The sequence below is a fragment of the Streptomyces sp. NPDC021212 genome, assembly GCF_044332925.1.
Lineage (GTDB): Bacteria > Actinomycetota > Actinomycetes > Streptomycetales > Streptomycetaceae > Streptomyces.
Map to the genome: position 1 here is coordinate 63980 of NZ_JBIRPZ010000003.1, position 17738 is coordinate 81717.

A 17738-nucleotide genomic window follows, 5' to 3' on the forward strand; every position below is an offset into this window, starting at 1 on the left:
TCCGGGCCGGGCGGGGTCAGGTCTCCCGGGCGGGGTTCGCCGTCAGCTGGTCGGCGGCGGACCCCGCTTCCGCCTCCGCTTCCGTTCCGGTTTCCGTTCCGCTTCCCGTTTCGGAGCGGACCGGGAAGCGGCGCGGGGCGAGGAACAGCAGGGCCAGCAGGGCGAGGACCGCGGCGGAGGCGGCGCCCAGGTAGACGTGGTCGACGGCGGTGTCCACCGCGCGCCGCAGATAGCCGGCGGCCCGGGCGCTGAGGGCGCCGGGGTGGTCCAGGGCGTGGGAGATCGAGTCGAGGTCGCCGGGGAGGCCGTCGCGGATGCCGGGCGGGGCTGCGGCGAGCCGGGCGGCGAGGGTCGCGTTGGCGACGGCGCCGAAGAGGGCCGCGCCGATGGACTGGCCGACCTGGCGGCAGAAGAGGATCGAGGCGGTGGCGGTGCCCCGCTCGGCCCAGCCCACGGAGGACTGCACGCCGACGATCAGCGGTAGTTGGAAGAGCCCGAGGGCGGCGCCGAGCAGCAGCATGATCAGCGCGGGCTGCCAGGCTGCGCCGGGGTAGGGGAGCAGGGGGAAGGCAGCCAGGATGAGCGCGGCGGCGCCGATGCCGATCATGGCGCAGTGCCGGAAGCCGACGCGGTTGTAGACGCGGCTGCTGAGCGCGGCCGAGATGGGCCAGCTCAGGGTCATCACGGACAGCACGAACCCGGCGGGTATCGGCCCGAGGCCCAGCACCGACTGGGCGTAGGTGGGCAGGAAGACAGTCGGGGCGATCATGAGGAGCCCGAGCGCGCCGAGCGCGAGGTTGACCGCCGAGATGGTGCGCCGCCGCCACACCCAGCCGGGGATGATGGGCTCGGCGGCGCGCCGTTCGATCCATACGGTCAGGGTCGCGCATCCGGCGCTCGCCGCGAGCAGCGCGAGGGACGGTACGGAGAGCCAGCCCCAGGCCACTCCGCCCTGGACGAGCGCCGTCAGCAGCAGCCCGCCGCAGGCGAAGATGGTGAGGGCGCCCGCCCAGTCGATGCGGGGCCGGGCCGCCCGCCGCCGTACCGGTTCGTGCAGATGGCGGACGATGAGGGTGAGGGCGAGCGCCCCGATCGGCAGGTTGATGAGGAAGATCCAGCGCCAGTCGGCGTATCCGGCGAGCACGCCGCCGAGCGCGGGGCCCGTCACCGCGGACAGCGCCCATACGGAGGACAGCCGGGCCTGGATCTTGGGGCGTTCCTTCAGCGGATAGAGGTCGGCGGCGACCACCTGGATGGTGCCCTGGAGCGCCCCGCCGCCCAGCCCCTGCACGATGCGGAAGGCGATGAGGGAGGCCATGTTCCAGGCTCCGGCGCACAGCAGCGATCCGACGAGGAAGACGATGGTGCCCGACACCAGGATCGGCTTGCGGCCGAAGATGTCGGAGAGCTTCCCGTAGACCGGCAGGGTGACGGTGACGGCGAGCAGATAGCCGGAGAACAGCCAGGAGAAGACGGAGAAGCCGCCCAGATCGCCGACGATCTGCGGAACGGCGGTCGAGATGATGGTGGTGTCGAGGGCGGTCAGCGCCATGGAGAGCATCAGCGCGGCGGCGACGGGGCGCCGGCCGCGCGGTGTGGCTCCCGATGCGGCGGCCGCTTCGCGGGGAGGGGGGTTCTCGCCGGGAGGGGAGTTCTCGCCGGGAGGGGGGTTCTCGCCGGGAGGGGGGTTCTCGGGGAGGGGGGATATGGAGTCCGCGTCAGGCCCTTCTGCGGTGCCGCCCACCGTGGCGCGCTCCCTCCGCCGGTCCGCGCCGGCTCTGGTGTCCAATTCTTGTACGACCCACCATTCCATGCCGCATCGGGGCGGGGGAAGAACGCATCAGGGCTGTTGAGGCGCCGGACTTGCACCTTCCGTTACGTAAGGGGGCAGGCTCGACCCCGAGACGCGCTCCACCCCAGGGCTTACTCCCCTAGGGGATCCGTCCCCTTTCCTCCTACCCGGGGTTCGTCCCGGGGAAGGACGAGCCGGGGCGATACCGCTCCTTACTGTGGTTACGGCCAGCAGGACCGAGGGGGGTAGGGCTGGCCCCACCCGAAGACGGCGCCGGGCCTCATCGTCCCGGCCGCCGGATTCCGGAAGGCTGACTCGGGCGATCACGTGGACTCGTGTGATCGCCCCAAATCCGATATAGACGATAAATGAGGAGAACACCGTGACAACCGCCGTATCGATTCCCAAGACCGGGGGCAGCGGAGGACATACGGCCGTCGCTGCCCGGGCACGCCAGGTGGTCAAGGCGTACGGCTCCGGCGAGACCCGCGTGGTCGCGCTGGACCACGTCGACGTGGACATCGCCCGCAGCCAGTTCACGGCGATCATGGGCCCGTCCGGTTCCGGCAAGTCGACGCTGATGCACTGCCTCGCGGGTCTGGACACCGTCTCCTCGGGCCAGATCTTCATCGACGAGACCGAGATCACCGGGCTCAAGGACAAGAAGCTCACGCAGCTGCGCCGGGACCGGATCGGCTTCATCTTCCAGGCGTTCAACCTGCTGCCGACGCTCAACGCGATCGAGAACATCACGCTGCCGATGGACATCGCGGGCCGCAAGCCCGACCGGCCCTGGCTGGACCGGGTGGTGCAGACCGTCGGCCTCGCCGACCGGCTGAAGCACCGTCCGAACCAGCTGTCCGGCGGTCAGCAGCAGCGCGTCGCGGTGGCCCGCGCCCTGGCCGCCCGCCCCGAGATCATCTTCGGCGACGAGCCGACCGGAAACCTGGACTCCCGGGCCGGTGCCGAGGTGCTGGGCTTCCTCAAGCGCTCCGTGGACGAGCTGGGGCAGACGATCGTGATGGTCACCCACGATCCCGTGGCCGCCTCCTACGCCGACCGGGTGCTGTACCTGGCCGACGGCCGGATCGTGGACGAGATGCACAACCCCACGGCCGACCTGGTCCTGGAGCGCATGCGGCACTTTTCGCCGGGGGGCACGGGGACATCAGCGGCTGTCGCCGCGGGCCGGACCCCCGAGGACTTCGACGCCCGTGGACGGGTGTCATGACCGTCCTCAAGACCTCACTGCGCAACTTCCTCGCACACAAGGGACGGATGGCGCTGTCCGCGATCGCCGTCCTGCTGTCCGTGGCGTTCGTCTGCGGCACCCTCGTCTTCACCGATACGACCAACGCCACGTTCGACAAACTCTTCTCGAGCACGGCCTCCGACGTCACGGTCGGCCCGAAGGGCGGCAGCGACAAGGACGTCCGGCAGGGCCGGATCCGTACCCTGCCCGGCGCGGACCTGGCGAAGCTGAAGCGGGTCGACGGCGTCAAGTCGGTGGCCGGAGACGCCACCAGCGAGTCGGTCACGGCCGTCGACCGGAAGGGCGACAGCATCGGGCCCAAGTCCGGCGCCCCGACCATCGGCACCAACTGGGACAGCACCGAGCACCGCTCGGTCAAGCTCACCTCCGGCCATGCGCCGCGCGGCCCCACCGAGGTGATGGTCGACGCCGACACCGCCGACACCAAGAAGCTGAAGCTCGGTGACGAGCTGCGGATCGTCGCCCTGCCCGGTGAGTTCCGCGCGAAGATCGTCGGCATCGCCACGTTCCAGGTGACCAACCCGGGCGCCACGATCGTCTACATGGACACCGCCACCGCGCAGCGGAAGCTGCTCGGCGCGCCCGGTGCGTACACCAGCTACGCGCTGACCGCCCAGCCCGGCGTCAGCAACGACCAGCTGAAGAAGAGCGTCGTCGCCGACCTCGGCACCGGCCTCAAGGTGCAGACGAAGGCCGAGTCCAGCAAGGAGGCCGAGGACGGCATCGGCTCCTTCCTGGACGTCATGAAGTACGCGATGCTCGGCTTCGCCGGGATCGCCGTCCTGGTCGGCATCTTCCTGATCGTCAACACCTTCTCGATGCTGGTCGCCCAGCGCACCCGAGAGATCGGCCTGATGCGCGCCATCGGGTCCAGCCGCAAGCAGATCAACCGGTCGGTGCTGATCGAGGCGCTGCTGCTCGGCGTCGTCGGCTCGATCCTCGGCGTCCTCGGCGGCGTCGGGCTCGCGGTCGGCCTGATCAAGATCATGGGCAGCGCGGGTCTGCACCTGAGCACCGACCAGCTGACGGTGAAGCCCACCACGCCCGTCGTCGGCCTCACCATCGGCATCGTCGTCACCGTCATCGCCGCCTACATCCCCGCCCGCCGGGCCGGGACGATCTCCCCGATGGCGGCCCTGCGCGACGCGGGCACCCCGGCGGACACCAAGGCCGGACGGATCAGGGGCGCGATCGGCACCCTGCTCACCGCGGGCGGCGCGGCGGCCCTGGTCGTCGCGGGCAACGCCGACAAGGCGGTCGACGGCTCGATGTTCCTGGGCCTCGGCGTGGTGCTGACCCTCATCGGCTTCATCGTCATCGGCCCGCTGCTGGCCGGTCTGGTGGTCCGGGCCCTGGCCACCGTCGTCCTGCGGATCTTCGGCCCGGTCGGCCGGCTGGCCGAGCGCAACGCGCTGCGCAACCCGCGGCGCACCGGCGCCACCGGCGCGGCCCTGATGATCGGCCTGGCGCTGGTCGCCTGCCTGTCGGTGGTGGGCTCCTCGATGGTCGCCTCGGCCACCGACGAGCTGGACAAGTCGGTCGGCGCGGACTTCATCGTCCAGTCCGACAGCGGCCAGCCGATCACCCGGCAGATCGAGCAGGCGGCCCACCGGGCCAAGGGCCTTGACCACATCAGCGACGCCAAGGTGATCGACGGCGCGAAGATCACCCTGCCGGACGGCAGGACGGCCACCAAGGATCTGACCGCTGCCGACCCGACGTACGCGGACGACGTGCGGACCCCGGTCGTCGCGGGCGACCTGGCCGCCTCGTACGGCAAGGACGCCATGTCGGTGCCGGAAGGCTTCGCCAAGGACCACAAGGTGAAGCAGGGCGACACCCTGACCGTCGCCTTCAAGGAGGGCCGCACCGCGAAGCTCAAGGTCGCGGCGATCACCTCGGACGACGTCAGCCTGGACAAGGGCGCGCTCTACCTCAACATCACCACCGTCGAGCGTTACGTCCCCGCCAAGCTGATCCCGGCGAACGTCATGATGCTGGCCCAGGCGAAGGACGGCCAGGAGGCCGCGGCGTACAAGTCCCTCAAGGCCGAGCTGCACCAGTACCCGTCGGTCAAGGTCCGCGACCAGACCGACTACAAGAAGGAGATGAAGGACCAGATCGGCCAGCTGCTCAACCTGGTCTACGGTCTGCTGGCGCTCGCGATCATCGTCGCCATCCTCGGCGTCGTGAACACCCTCGCCCTGTCGGTCGTCGAACGGACCCGGGAAATCGGCCTGATGCGCGCCATCGGCCTCTCCCGCCGCCAGATGCGCCGCATGATCCGGCTGGAGTCCGTCGTCATCGCCCTCTTCGGCGCGCTGCTCGGCCTGGGCCTGGGCATGGGCTGGGGCGCGACAGCGCAGAAGCTGCTCGCGCTGGAGGGGCTGAAGACCCTGGAGATCCCCTGGTCGACCATCATCACGGTCTTCATCGGCTCGGCCGTGGTGGGCCTGATCGCGGCCCTGATCCCGGCCTTCCGGGCGGCGCGGATGAACATCCTGAACGCCATCGCGACGGACTGACCCGGGAGGAGAGACGGCTGCCCCTTCTATGGGGGAGGGGCAGCACGAGGCCGGCCCGATGCGCGACGGGGGAGCGCACCGGGCCGGTTCTTTTGCCGTGTGCGTGCCGCGCGAGCGTTGCGGTGGGCCTGTGGCCCACGTCCGGCGGACCTACGACCCGCGCCCGCGACCCGCGGGCCCGCGCCCGGCGGCATGGCGACGCGGCGGCAGGCGTCTCCCGACGGTGACGCGTTGCCACCCGGGCGCGCCTGCCGCGCGCGGCAGAGGTACCGCCCCCGCCGGGGTGCGCCCGCCTGCGGCGTGGCGGCCGCTTGGGGCGGACGGCCGGTTCAGTGGCGACGATCCGCCGTCGTCCTCTTGGCCGGGCGCCCGAAGTCCGCCTCACGCCGCGAGTACGCCCCCGGTGCGGAGCAGGGGCACCACATGGTTCCGGATGGCCCCCGCGAGCCGGATGTCGCTCTCGCCGCCTCCTATCCAGCGCATATGCGCCAGTTCGGCCGCCGGGCGGGGCACCCCGTCGATCCGCGCCTCGAACACCGTCAGCCGCATCGGCACCTTCTCCAGGACGGCCACCCCCTCGACCTCGGCCAGCAGCCGCGGCTCCAGCGGGGCCACACCCAGCTCCTCGTCCAGCTCCCGCGCCAGCGTCTCCAACCGGCTCTCGCCCGGATCCGGCTTTCCGCCGGGCAGATAGAAGACCTCGGGCGCCGCCTTCTTGCTCACGACCAGCAGCCGTCCCCGCTGCACGATCGCGGCGGCGACGACCGCCATCGGCTCTTCACCCTCGTCCGTCATGTACGTCATGCGGGCGATTCTGGCAGTCGGGGGCACGCCCCTGGCCAGCGATTTTTCCCGGTTGACTTGGAGTGCGCTCCAACTTCTAGCGTGATCGTCACGACCACCAAGGAGGCACCCATGTCCACTCTGCCCACCCGCCGCCTGGGCGAACTCACCGTCGCCGCACAGGGCCTGGGGCTCATGGGGATGAGCCACGGCTACGGCGACTCGGACGACGCGCAGTCGATCGCCACCATCCACCGCGCCCTCGACCTCGGCGTCACCCTGCTGGACACCTCCGACTTCTACGGCTCCGGCCACAACGAGGAGCTGCTCGGCCGGGCCCTGGCCGGGGCGCGCCGCGAGCAGGCGGTCGTGGCCACCAAGTTCGGCTTCGCCAACCGGCTGGGCGAGCCCACCGCGATCCGGGGCGACGCCGCGTACGTACGGCAGGCCTGCGACGCGTCGCTGCGCCGCCTCGGCATCGACCACATCGACCTCTACTACCAGCACCGCGTCGACCCCGAGGTCCCGATCGAGGAGACCGTCGGCGCGGTGGCCGAGCTGGTCCGGGCGGGCAAGGTGCGCCACCTCGGGCTGTCCGAGGCGAGCGCGGTGACGATCCGCCGAGCTCACGCGGTGCACCCCATCGCGGCGCTGCAGAGCGAATGGTCGCTGTGGACCCGCGACCTGGAGCGGGAGACCGCCCCGGTCTGCCGGGAACTCGGCATCGGCCTCGTCCCCTTCTCCCCGCTCGGCCGCGGCTTCCTCACCGGCCGCTACACCTCGGTCGAGAACCTGCCGGAGACGGACATGCGCCGCACCCAGCCCCGGTTCGCGGACGGCAACCTCGAACAGAACCTGGCCATCGTCGACAAGCTGGACGAGCTGGCCGCCGAGAAGGGCGTCACCGCCGGTCAGCTCGCCCTCGCCTGGGTGCAGCACCGGGGCGACGACGTGGTGCCGATCCCGGGCACGCGCCGCGAGAAGTACCTGGAGGAGAACCTCGCCGCGGTCGCCATCGAGCTGTCCGCCGAGGAACTGGCCGCGATCGACGCGGCGGCCCCGTCCGACCAGGTGGCCGGGACGCGTTACGACGAGAAGAGCCTCACCTTCGTCAACGGCTGACCCCCATCAGCTCGCTGATCACCGCGCCCAGCGCCTGTTGTTCGTCATCCGCCAGCCAGCGGGCGGCGTGCACCATGCTCAGCGCGGTGACCAGCCGCTCCCGGTCCTCCGCCGTGCCGAGGTCGCCCAGGTACGGCGGCAGGATCACCCCGAGCGCCCGCAGCTCGCCGCGTGCGCACAGCCGGTGCAGGAGCACGGCGAGCGGCCCGTCGCCGCGGGTGGTGCACAGCCCGTCGGCGATGCCGAAGCGGGTCCAGTCCGCGTAAGCCCCCGGCGGCACGTCGCCGATGTGCGCGGCGGCGCGTACGAAGTGCCGGTGGGCAGCGGTGGGGTCACCGAGTGCCCGGTACGCCGAGCCCATGTTGACGTGCAGGGAGGCGTAGAAGCCGCGGACCCGGTCGTCGCCGACCGCGTCCGCGCGGTCCCAGCACTCCTGGTTCCAGCGCAGGGTCTCCTCGGGGGTGGGCTGGTGCCGCGCCAGGTAGTGCGCGGCCACGCATTTCTCGTAGTCGTCGGTGGCGACGTCCCACGCCTGCCGGAAGCGGGCACGGGCGTCGTCGGCCCGCCCCTCCGCCTCGGCGGCCATGCCCTGTACGCACAGCCGCACCACGGGGTTGTCGGGATCCATTGCGCTCTCCTTCACGGGGTCCGGACGGGCATGACGAGCGTCGTGAAACTCCCTTGATCGGCGGACCGGACGACGACGGGCTCACGCTCCGAAGCGATCTCCAGCAGCACGTCCGGCCCCACGCTCGCCTCCAGCGCGGGCACGAGGACGGCCGGATCGAAGGCGATGCGGAGTGGTGACCCGGTGCAGAGGGCGGACAGCGGATTGCCGTCGGAGACGGAGGGCGGCGGGGTGTCATCTGCGCGGGCGGGCAGCGGATCGCCGTCGGCGGCGTCGGCCAGCGGGTCCCCTGCGGTGACTGGCGGTGTGGCGCCGTGTGCGGTCGAGGGCAGAGGGTCGTCGTCGGCGGACAGCGGGGCGTCCCCTGCGGTGGTGCCGCCTGCGTAGGGCGGTGGGTTGCTGCCGACGGCGGTGCCCCTTGCGACGGGCAGTGTGTTGCCGAGTACGGCGGCGGCCAGCGGGATGCCCCCTGCGGCGGCGTCCCGTACGGCGGTGTCCCGTGCGGGGGCACCCGGGGCACACCCTGCGGCGGTGCCCCTTGCCGCGCCCGGTCGGACGCCGTGCGGGACGGCGGGCAGCGGGCGGCCGCCCTCGACCGTCAGTACGCCGTCGCCCGTCCGCAGCACGACCGGTCCGTCGCCGACCCGCTCTGCCACGGCCGCGCAGAGCGCCGCCCGGTCGGCGATGACCCGGTGCCGGGCGGCGGCGAGCCCGTCCAGCGCCAGGCCGTATGCGGGGAACACCTCCTCCGCGGCAGACAGCGCCCGCTCCTCACCCCCGCCCTGTACGCGCACCTCGGCCCCGTCGACCTCGACCGCGACCTCCGGCAGCCCGCGCGCCCAGCCCGCGAGGTCCCGCAGCTCCTCGATGCCGACAATCAGCCCGCACGGCTCGCCCTCGATCGCGAGTGGCCGCAGCGCCCGTACGGAGAGCCGGTACCGGTCGGTGGCCACCAGCCGCAGCTCCTGCTCGGCCAGCTCGATCAGCACCCGGCCCAGCACGGGGAACTCCTCCCGCACCGCGCCCGTCGCCACCGCCGAGCCCACCTGCCGCACCGCCCCCGCCAGCTCGGCTCCCCCGACGCGGGCCCGGGTGCGACGCGCCCCGCCCGGCAAGGCGCGCAGCACGTCCTCGATCGCCGCGCGGGCGGCCGCCGCCGACTCCCGGGTCCGCCGCAGATGGTCCCGCAGCACGGCGCGGGCCTCTTCGGGCGGCCCGTCGAGCACCGTCGTCGCCTCGGCCAACGGCAGCTCGGCCTCCCGCAGCCGCCGCAGCAGGTCGGCGCGGGGCGCCTGCTCCGGGGCGTAGTACCGATACCCGGTGGCCGCGTCCACCCGCGTGGGCCGCAGCACGGCGCAGTCGTCGTAGAACCGCAGCGCGCTCGGCGCCAGCCCCACCCGGCGCGCGAAGGCGCCGATGCCCATCAGGGGCTCGTCGTCGTCCATGGCCGCCATGCTGGGCCTTCAAGCGGCTCGAAGGTCAATCGACGCCGACCGATGAGTTCCGCGCGGCGCCCCGGTCATAACGGCATAACCCATTCTCACCAGGGAGGTCGCCATGACCGAGACCGCAAAGGGCACCCGGCTCACCGAGATCGGCCGGGTCGCCGTCACCGTCGCCGACCAGGACCGGGCGCTCGACTTCTACGTCAACACCCTCGGCTTCGAGAAGCGCGCCGACATCCCCTTCGGCGACGGCATGCGCTGGATCGAGGTGGCCCCGCAAGGCGCCCCGACCGGCATCGCCCTCTGCCTCCCGCGCGAGGGCCAGCAGGCGTCGGCCTGCGCGACCGGCCTGATCCTCACCTCCGAGGACATCGACGCCGACCATGCGACCCTGCGCTCCCGAGGCGTCGACACCGACCCGGAGGTCCAGCGCTGGGGCGCCCCGGTCCCGCCGATGTTCAGCTTCCGCGACGCGGACGGCAACACGCTGATGGTCGTGGAGAACGGCTGAGCCCCGCCCCGCCGGGAGCCGGTCCGCACACGGGGGCGGACCGGCTCCCGGTCATGCACGATGCCCGTACAGCAGACCACGCAGCTGTTCCCAGCTCAGGCTTTCGGCTTCCGGCTGCAAGCCCGCGCCTCCGACGCTCGCGTCTGGCACGGTAAAGGTGCTGCCGTGCTGTATGCGACGAGCAAGCACCGGAGTACGGCTCGGGCGCACGGGTCCGTGGGGCTTGCAGTGATGAGCAGCCGCACTCCCGCCCAGGTGATCCAGTGGCTCAGCCACGTTCCAGCCTGAGCCGCCCACGAGCCGTTTCATGCGGGACACCGACGAACGTGCCGCTCGTCTGACTCGCCCGGTACGCGGCCAAGGCCAGCGTGTCCTCATCGTCTGCACGCTTCAGCGGCTGGCTGTGATCGACGGCGGCGATGTGGTCGAACCTGCCTGCCTTGGCGGCGCGTATGAAGGCGCCGAAGGTGGCGGGGCTGGCGGCGAGAGTGGTGTCGGGTGCGTCGCTCTCGCGGACCCTTAGGGTGCCGTCGCGGTCGTTGCGTACGTAGACGCAGTTGCCTGCGTTGCCGCTGTACGAGGACTTCTGCCAGGTGTAAGTGGGCACGGACGTACCTTAATCAGAGGCTCTGCGCGATGCGGTGAATCCTGTCGCGGGATTTCGTCGGCTTCAGCGCGAGGGCTTCCATGCGGTCCAATGTGCTGCGGTAGCGGGCCAGCTGTGGTGGGGTGTCCAGGTACTCGGAGCCGTGATCGGTATCGAGTTGCACAGTGTCCAGCGCCGCCACTTCCCCGCACAGGTAGATGAGCCCCTGGCCGGAGTTGGGGAAAGCACCTGCCCCGAAGGGGATCACCAGCAGGGTGATGTGCTCCTTCTCGCTCATGGTGAGCAGGTACTCCAACTGTGCCCGGGCCACGCTCGCGCCGCCGAATTCCATGCGCAGGGCGGCTTCGTGCAGGGTCGCGGTCAGAGGTGTCGGCTGCTCCCCGTAGAGGACCGCCTGCCTCTTGATCCGGTGCGATACCCGGTGCTCGACCTCATGCGGAGCGAGCGGTGGTTCTACCGCGCTGATGATCGCGTGGGCATGGGCGCGTGTCTGGAGGACGCCGGGCATGTGGATGACGGACGCCACCCGCATCGCCTGGGCGTGGTGCTCCAGCTCGGCCATCTCGAGCATGCTCGGCGGCAGGATGTCGCGGTACTCGTCCCACCAGCCCCGGGTCCGTCCGCCGGTCATTCCCGCGAGCGCTTCGATCAGCGTCGCGTCCGTGCAGCCGTACGCGCGGGCCATCGCCCGCACCCGCTCCGCGCTGACCGCGTAGGCGCCGGACTCGATGCTGCTGACGCGTGACTGTGACGAGCCGAGAAGCGCGCCCGCCTGCGTGGCGTTGAGGTCGGCACGTTCGCGCAGCCGACGCAGCTCGGCGCCGAGTCGTCGTTGCCGGATGGTCGGCGGAAGCTTGGTCCGGGCCATCGCGCTTTCCCCTCGCTCACATGGCTGCGCCGTCACCCACACGAGGGGTGTTATGGCGTATCCCATCGATTCTGTTGGTCGCATCATAGTGGCGACCTATGGTGTAACTCATATGCCAGGTCAGGGCGTTGTTCTGTTCAACTCCCGCTTGCGACAGGAGACATCGATGGCCACGGTATCCCCACAAAATCCCGCCTCTGAGTCGTTCGATTTCTACCAGGAGGTGCGCGAACTCGTGCTCGACACCGCGCCCCGCCTCTTCGCCGTCGTCCAGGAATACGTGCTGGATGACGGTTGGCGGGACGCCGAGGTCGCGGCGTGGGGCATGGCGTACCAGGACGGACACGCGGACGTCACCAGCGTCGACGGGAGGCGTCGGTTCAGCTTGCCCTCGGCCGACCGTGCCATCCGGCACTTCGCGCTGTTGGAGGGCGTGACGGCGCGGTTGGTGTGGCTCACGCCGTCTCGCGCCGCCACGTTCGATGCGGCCGAGGCTGCCTAAGGCGGTTCGGCCCTACCTCTGAGGTAATCGCCGGGGCCGACCGGTGCGGACTAGGTTGCGGTCATGTCCACAGCCACACCTACGAACACACCGGCCGCCGTTGAGGAGTTGCTGCGCAGGATCAGCGAGGGCAACCCCGAGCGCATTGCCGAGTTGTACGCCGAGCAGTGCGACTGGAAGCTCAACTGGCCGGAAGCCGAGCACGGTCGTACGGCGACGCCCTGGATCCGTCACCGGTCCACCCGGGCCGACGCCGCCGCCCACTATCGCGAACTTGCCGAGCACCACGTGCCGGAGCAGGTGGCCACTGAAGTCGAGCGCATCCTCATCGATGGGAGCGACGCGGTCGTGCTCGGCGAGATTCGCCAGACTGCTCGATCCACCGGGCGGGCGTATCGCGCACGATTCGCGATGCCTCTCAGCTTCGAGGACGGCTTGGTCGCCCGGCACCATGTCTACGAGGACAGTCTCGCCGTTGCCCAGGCATTCGATCTACGTCCTGGCGATCTCTTGCCGGAGTTGGCGGGTGAAGCGGCGAAGGAGATCCAGCGTCTCCCTGTACTCGGCCCTGCGCTCGTCCCTGCCCTCGCTGGGCCGGGAACTCCAGACCCGGCGCGCGAGTGCATCGGCGAGAGCGACGGTGTCGTCGGCGCACAGGAGGTAGAGGGCTGACCGGGCTTCCTGCATCCGGCCCGCCAGTTCGTTGCCCCCGGCGCCGTCGTCACTCAGCTGTGTTTCCCGAAGGTAGTCGATGAGTTGCGACACAGCGGTGTTGAAGCCGACCCCGGCTTTCAGCTTCTGTTCGCGCAGCCACATGCGATCCTGCCGGCGCGCGGTGAACCACGACCCGAACACGGCCCCTATGAGGCCCATACCAGCCCCGATGGCCACGGGCAGGATGCTTTCCACGGTCACTTCCCCCCGCCCGGCAGACAGCTCCGTGGCAGGCTACTAAACCGAACGAGACGACCTCCTCGAAGGGATACGTCCACGCCCTCAGCGCGCTGGGAGCTGGTCCGCTTCACCGAACTGGAACGCGCCATCAACGGCATCAGCCGACGGATGCTCACCCTCGACCTGCGCAGGCTGGAGCGGGACGGGCTGCTCGTTCGCACCGTGTATCCAACGGTGCCGCCCAAGGTCGAGTACGGCCTCACGCCCATAGCCCGGGAGCTCCACGCTTCGCTGACCGGGCTGGTGAGCTGGGCCGAGCGGCACCGGTCTGCCATCGCTGAGGCTCGCGCCGCCTACGACACCGCGGCAGAGCATGATCGGACGGACCGGCCCTGGCCAGCGCGTCCGGAGCGTCTCTCGGGACCGCGCTGTGCGGGCATCGACGGGCCCGTGGCGGGTGCGGTCGCGCTGGGAGTCGTGGACCAGTTCCTCCTGGCTGCCGGGGTGCACGGGCTCGAATTCACGCTGCCGGTCACGCTCGCCATCGCCGGGCTGCTGGCGGCGCTGGTCGCCCGAGGAGTCCTGCGGAGGAGAACGTGGAGAATCGGGCCGTCGCTGATGCGGGCCGGTTGCAGGAATGCCCGGTCCTCCGGATGCCAGGGGCGGGGTGCTCCGCCGTTCCGGCTCAAAACCCTGCCAACTTTTCAAACGTATGGTGCTATCTTCATTAGCACCATGCTCCTGAGACTGGACACTGCGGACAACCGCCCCCTGCATGAGCAGGTGGCCGGTGCGATCCGGCGCGCCATCGCGGAGGGGGAATGCGCGCCGGGCGACCGGCTGCCTCCTGCGCGGGATCTCTCCCGGGCGCTGGGGGTGAACGCCAACACGGTCCTGCGAGGACTTCGGGCCCTTCGCGACGAGGGGGTGCTGGAGTTCCGGCGGGGGCGGGGCGTGACGGTGGCCGACGGGGCGGACCAGCGTTCCGCACTACTGGACCGCGTCCGTGATCTTGTGGCCGACGCCGCGCACCGGGGTTACAGCAAGAGCGATCTCATCGACATGATCAGGGAGATTCCGTGACCGACCGTGGACGCAAGAGCGCGGCGGTGTGGGGCGTCGCCGGCTGGGGCCTGGGCGTCCTGGCTCTGCTGGTGGCGCTGCCGCCTGCCGCGAGCGGCCGACTGCCGGACCGGTTGGCGACGCACTGGGACGCGGGTTCCGGCAGACCGGACGGCTCCATGCCGTTATGGGCCGCGGGTCTCTTTCCGGCGCTGATCTGGGCGGTGCTGGTGGTCGTGGTCGCGGTGGCGATGCGACGCGCGGGGGCTGGGGCGGGCAGTGCGATACCGGGATGGGCGGCCGCGGGTCTCGGGTTCGGCGCTGTGATGCTGGTCGGTGTACAGGCGTCGATCGTGCGGGCGAACCTGGACCGTGCGGACTGGCACGAGGCGGATTCGGTGACGGGCTGGGTCGTGGGCACGCTCGTCGTGGCGGTCATGGGCGGTGCGATCTGTGCGCTGGCCGCCTTCCGGGGGCCGGCCGGCCCCCGGAAGGCGGCGCAGGGTCCGGCCATGGCCATTCCGGCCGGGCAGCGGCTCGTTTGGCTTTCCCGCACGTCGAACCCCTGGCTCCATGCGATTTCCGCGGTGACCGGACTGCTCGCCATCGCCGCCGTCGTGACTGTGGCGGCAGGACTGACGGATCTTCCGTTCGTGCTGGCCGCGGGGCCGTTCGCGCTCGCCTGTGTCCTGGTGCTCGGCTGCTCCTCGGTGCAGGCGCGGGTCAGCGAACAGGGTCTGGAAGTCGCCTTGGGGCCCTTCGGCTGGCCGATGCGGCGCTGGGCCGCCGACGACATCACGGCGGCCCGTGCTGAGGACCGTACGCCTGCCCAGGTCGGCGGCTGGGGCTACCGGCTGAGCGGGCTGGGAACCACGGTGATGCTGCGCAGCGGCCAGTGCCTGGTCATCCGTTCCAAGAACGGGAAGGAATTCGCTGTGAGTGTGGACGATGCCGAACGCGGAGCCGCCCTCCTGAACTCCTTGGGTGTTCGGCATGCCGAATGAAGGTCTGCGTCTGGTCAACTCAATATGAGCTGTTGAAGATGTAATTCTTTACGGAATCAATGCCTCAACTTCCCGACATGTGGTGTACATCACAAGTAGTCGACTTTTCTGTGTGAAGCGTGTGAAGCTTTGGGTCGCATAGTGGGGGGAGTGTGTTGACCGCACGCGATTTTCCCTCCGGGTATTCGTCGATTCGAGGGGAACGAATTGAACATCAAGCAGCGCGGATTATTGGCGATAGCTGGTGTAACGGCGGCCGCTCTATGCGTTTCCGTCGCGCCGTCGGCTATGGCCGACGCGCGCGGTGCGTCCGCGAGACAGGCGGCGACGGCGTCCACGGTGTCGGCCAAGGCCGATGGTGAGAACGTCTTCCGGGGCGTTTTCTTCGGCCAGGGGAAGGTGGGCCGGGAACTCGCCAAGCTGGAGTTGTTCTCGGAGGCCCGTAAACACCTCGACAACAACTCGGCGGACGAGGTCCGCGCGTCCGACGCGGTCATCGAGCTGATCAACAAGCGGTCGCCCGGCTTCTTCGCCGACCTGAGCGGCAGGGCCCGTAGCGGTGACCCGCACCAGGTCGAGAAGGCCGTCACCGACGCGCAGAACATGCTGCTGGCCGTCGCGAAGGACAACAAGGGCAAGTCCGCTGCTCCGGTGGAGAACGGGCAGCTCTGTGGTGTCACCGTGGCGGTGGGCGCGGCGGTCGTGCACATCGCGGCCGTGATCACCGCGGCCGGTGCCGTCGTCACGGTCACGCTGGCCGTGGGCGCCAACTTCGTCAAGGGCAAGAACTGGGTCTTTAGCGAAGAACCCACCGCTGGTGACGACACGCCGCTGTCGCGGGACGAGGCCATCGCCCAGGTCACGCAGGCACTGAAGACCGCCTGATGTCCGACGGGCGGGAAGGCTGCAGACTTCCCGCCCCACGGCTCGTCCTTCCGGCGCCCTTAGGAAACCAAACACCTAAATGAAAACCGAATTCCACGCCTTCCGTGCCGCTTTTACGCGGACCGGAGGCACAGTTGTTTCCGTATCGCTGAAATCAGTGGTCGTGGTGTGTGCCGTGTGGGCGATAGTCATCGCGTATGTGGCTCAGGAGCACCTCCCGAAGAATGTGATTTCCCTGCCCGGCCAAAGGAACGTCAGGCACACCGTCACCAATATGGCCCCCCAGGGGTGGGCCTTCTTCACCAAGTCGCCAAGAGAGGCAGAACTGGTCCCGTACAAGAAAGTTCGGGATAGCTGGAAGCGAAATTCGCTTACTCCGCACTCCTCGCCTCGCAATGCCTTCGGTCTCAACCGAAGATCACGCGCCCAGGGAGTGGAGATCGCGCTCCTGCTGTCTGCGGCGCGAAAGGGCGACTGGCATCAGTGCGCCGACAGCCGACAGCAGTGCCTGACGAATTACGGCGCACCCGCACGGCGAATCCATAACCGCTCTCCGGAGCCCATCCTGTGCGGAACCATCGGCCTGCTGGAGGAGAAACCCACCCCATGGGCGTGGCGGGACCTCATGCCCGAGCCGCACAGCCCCGAGCGGGTCATGGTGCTGGAGGTGACCTGCTGATGCGCCAGCGTACTTTTCCCATACCCTGGGCCGCGGGGTACGGCCTTGCCCGTACGCTTCTCGCCCTCGCTACTCTCGGCACTTTGGCATTCAGTGACGCGGCGACCCTTTTCCGTGAAGTCGCCTCCGTCGGACGCTATCCCCTGTGCCAGGGCGTCAACGCGGGCGGGGCCTTCTGCCTGGTCTCCGCTGACCACTACGACACCATGCGCTGGTTGTGCTGCCTGGTCCTGGTGGTCGCGGCCAGCGGATGGCGGCCCCGTTTCACCGCCATCCCGCACGCCTACGTGGCTTTCAGCGTCTTCACCGGGATCTCCATCCCCGACGGCGGCGACCAGATCAGCTGGATCCTGACCCTGCTGATCGCCGTAGTGGCCGTCGGCGACTCCCGCCGCTGGCACTGGCAGCCCAGCCGACCGCTCGAGCGGCCCGAATCCCAGCATCGCGTCCTGTGGGCACTCCTGGGCACCAGCGCGATCGTCGCGGCACGCATCCAGATGGCGGTGCTCTACTTCCAGTCGTGCGTGGCCAAACTGCCCCACGCCGAATGGGCCGATGGCACTGCCCTGTACTACTGGGTCAACAACTACGACTTCGGCGCACCGCACTGGCTACGGCCGGCGCTCAGCGCCATCGTCGAGCAACCCCTGGGCGTCGCCGCGATGACCTGGGGCCCTCTCGTTCTGGAGATCGCCCTGGCCGCTGCGCTGCTCATGCCCCAACGGGTGCGGTGGATGCTGCTGCCCGCAGGCATCCTCTTCCACCTCTTCATCGCGATCGTCATGGGCCTGTGGAGCTTTGCCATCGCGATGTGGGCCGGCCTCCTCCTGCTCTTGTCCCCTCTCGGGCACGATCCCGACTTCAAGCGTCTCTTTCACGGGGCCTCCCGACAGCTCACGGCAACCCGGCCGAGGGACGATGAACCCGCCGAGGTACGTGTCCCTGTCTGAAAGGTCGCCTTGACGGGCCACTTGTCGCCGCCGGCCGTGGAGCCGGCGGCGACGCGGTCGGCGTGGAACAGGCGTCGACCGCGCCGGTGTCTGCACATCCGGTCGATGACGGATCCGGCCTGGGTGCAGTGGTTGCGGTTGCCCGAGGTGAGGAGGAAGGCCAAGGGCCGGCCGCGTCCGTCGCAGGCGAGGTGGCTGATCGACAAGA

17 protein-coding genes and 2 pseudogenes are annotated in these 17738 nt (G+C 70.0%); 12 read left to right on the forward strand and 7 right to left on the reverse strand.

Translation table 11 applies throughout. The features are described 5' to 3' along the window. Positions 1 to 16 precede the first annotated feature (16 nt). Entirely contained in the window at positions 17 to 1561 is a 1545-nt protein-coding gene (locus ACH4SI_RS08435; RefSeq protein WP_398295186.1) for an MFS transporter, read from the reverse strand. A gap of 613 nt (positions 1562 to 2174) precedes the next feature. Between ACH4SI_RS08435 and ACH4SI_RS08440 the strand changes: the two genes are divergently transcribed. Then, positions 2175 to 3023, forward strand: a complete 849-nt coding sequence (locus ACH4SI_RS08440) for an ABC transporter ATP-binding protein (RefSeq protein WP_398294088.1) — start codon at positions 2175 to 2177, stop codon at positions 3021 to 3023. Then, entirely contained in the window at positions 3020 to 5590 is a 2571-nt protein-coding gene (locus ACH4SI_RS08445; protein ID WP_398294090.1) for an ABC transporter permease, read from the forward strand. The genes ACH4SI_RS08440 and ACH4SI_RS08445 overlap by 4 nt, the downstream gene beginning before the upstream one ends. Before the next feature lie 381 nt (positions 5591 to 5971). Here the strand turns inward: ACH4SI_RS08445 and ACH4SI_RS08450 are convergent, their stop codons facing one another. Further along, the gene (locus ACH4SI_RS08450; protein WP_398294092.1) at positions 5972 to 6394 is read right to left on the reverse strand and encodes an NUDIX domain-containing protein; all 423 of its coding nucleotides are present in this window, start codon (positions 6392 to 6394) and stop codon (positions 5972 to 5974) included. A gap of 111 nt (positions 6395 to 6505) precedes the next feature. Between ACH4SI_RS08450 and ACH4SI_RS08455 the strand changes: the two genes are divergently transcribed. After that, on the forward strand, positions 6506 to 7495 hold the full coding sequence (locus ACH4SI_RS08455) for an aldo/keto reductase (protein ID WP_398294094.1): 990 nt from the start codon (positions 6506 to 6508) through the stop codon (positions 7493 to 7495). Here ACH4SI_RS08455 and ACH4SI_RS08460 read toward each other — a convergent pair. Together ACH4SI_RS08460 and ACH4SI_RS08465 are read right to left on the reverse strand one after the other, a co-directional pair. Beyond that, a complete protein-coding gene (locus tag ACH4SI_RS08460; protein ID WP_398294096.1) occupies positions 7485 to 8123 on the reverse strand; it encodes a hypothetical protein in 639 nt (212 codons plus the stop codon). The two genes, ACH4SI_RS08455 and ACH4SI_RS08460, sit on opposite strands and share 11 nt — an antisense overlap. A gap of 11 nt (positions 8124 to 8134) precedes the next feature. Further along, on the reverse strand, positions 8135 to 9568 hold the full coding sequence (locus tag ACH4SI_RS08465) for a MerR family transcriptional regulator (RefSeq protein WP_398294098.1): 1434 nt from the start codon (positions 9566 to 9568) through the stop codon (positions 8135 to 8137). A gap of 112 nt (positions 9569 to 9680) precedes the next feature. Here ACH4SI_RS08465 and ACH4SI_RS08470 point away from each other — a divergent pair, with 112 nt between their 5' ends. Further along, on the forward strand, positions 9681 to 10079 hold the full coding sequence (locus ACH4SI_RS08470; RefSeq protein ID WP_398294100.1) for a VOC family protein: 399 nt from the start codon (positions 9681 to 9683) through the stop codon (positions 10077 to 10079). A gap of 268 nt (positions 10080 to 10347) precedes the next feature. Here the strand turns inward: ACH4SI_RS08470 and ACH4SI_RS08475 are convergent, their stop codons facing one another. Continuing rightward, positions 10348 to 10686: a DUF397 domain-containing protein gene (locus tag ACH4SI_RS08475; protein ID WP_398294102.1), complete on the reverse strand. Its 339-nt coding sequence runs from the start codon at positions 10684 to 10686 to the stop codon at positions 10348 to 10350. A 13-nt stretch (positions 10687 to 10699) separates the two neighbouring features. Next, complete coding sequence (locus ACH4SI_RS08480) at positions 10700 to 11554, reverse strand: helix-turn-helix domain-containing protein (RefSeq protein WP_398294104.1); 855 nt, start codon at positions 11552 to 11554, stop codon at positions 10700 to 10702. A gap of 166 nt (positions 11555 to 11720) precedes the next feature. On the opposite strand from ACH4SI_RS08480, the gene ACH4SI_RS08485 reads away from it, so the two are divergent. Together ACH4SI_RS08485 and ACH4SI_RS08490 are read left to right on the forward strand one after the other, a co-directional pair. Further along, on the forward strand, positions 11721 to 12056 hold the full coding sequence (locus ACH4SI_RS08485) for a hypothetical protein (RefSeq protein ID WP_398294106.1): 336 nt from the start codon (positions 11721 to 11723) through the stop codon (positions 12054 to 12056). Between the two features lie 63 nt (positions 12057 to 12119). Further along, a pseudogene (locus ACH4SI_RS08490) lies at positions 12120 to 12548 on the forward strand (nuclear transport factor 2 family protein); the annotation flags it as partial. On the opposite strand, the gene ACH4SI_RS08495 reads toward ACH4SI_RS08490, so the two are convergent. Continuing rightward, the gene (locus ACH4SI_RS08495; RefSeq protein ID WP_398294108.1) at positions 12549 to 12965 is read right to left on the reverse strand and encodes a hypothetical protein; all 417 of its coding nucleotides are present in this window, start codon (positions 12963 to 12965) and stop codon (positions 12549 to 12551) included. 105 nt (positions 12966 to 13070) lie between these two features. Between ACH4SI_RS08495 and ACH4SI_RS08500 the strand changes: the two are divergent. The 6 genes and pseudogenes from ACH4SI_RS08500 to ACH4SI_RS08525 form a co-directional block, all read left to right on the forward strand. Then, positions 13071 to 13310, forward strand: a pseudogene (locus ACH4SI_RS08500) (winged helix-turn-helix transcriptional regulator); the annotation flags it as partial. A 375-nt stretch (positions 13311 to 13685) separates the two neighbouring features. Beyond that, positions 13686 to 14033, forward strand: a complete 348-nt coding sequence (locus ACH4SI_RS08505) for a GntR family transcriptional regulator (RefSeq protein WP_398295188.1) — start codon at positions 13686 to 13688, stop codon at positions 14031 to 14033. Further along, the gene (locus ACH4SI_RS08510; protein ID WP_398294110.1) at positions 14030 to 15016 is read left to right on the forward strand and encodes a DUF1648 domain-containing protein; all 987 of its coding nucleotides are present in this window, start codon (positions 14030 to 14032) and stop codon (positions 15014 to 15016) included. Before ACH4SI_RS08505 ends, ACH4SI_RS08510 begins: the two co-directional genes overlap by 4 nt. Positions 15017 to 15304: 288 nt before the next feature. Then, positions 15305 to 15901 carry a sporulation delaying protein family toxin gene (locus ACH4SI_RS08515; protein WP_398294112.1) on the forward strand — a complete coding sequence of 199 codons (597 nt, stop codon included), beginning with the start codon at positions 15305 to 15307 and terminating at the stop codon, positions 15899 to 15901. 79 nt (positions 15902 to 15980) lie between these two features. Further along, a complete protein-coding gene (locus ACH4SI_RS08520) occupies positions 15981 to 16580 on the forward strand; it encodes an SdpA family antimicrobial peptide system protein (protein WP_398294114.1) in 600 nt (199 codons plus the stop codon). Then, the gene (locus ACH4SI_RS08525; RefSeq protein WP_398294116.1) at positions 16580 to 17530 is read left to right on the forward strand and encodes a sporulation-delaying protein SdpB family protein; all 951 of its coding nucleotides are present in this window, start codon (positions 16580 to 16582) and stop codon (positions 17528 to 17530) included. Before ACH4SI_RS08520 ends, ACH4SI_RS08525 begins: the two co-directional genes overlap by 1 nt. Positions 17531 to 17738 lie beyond the last annotated feature (208 nt).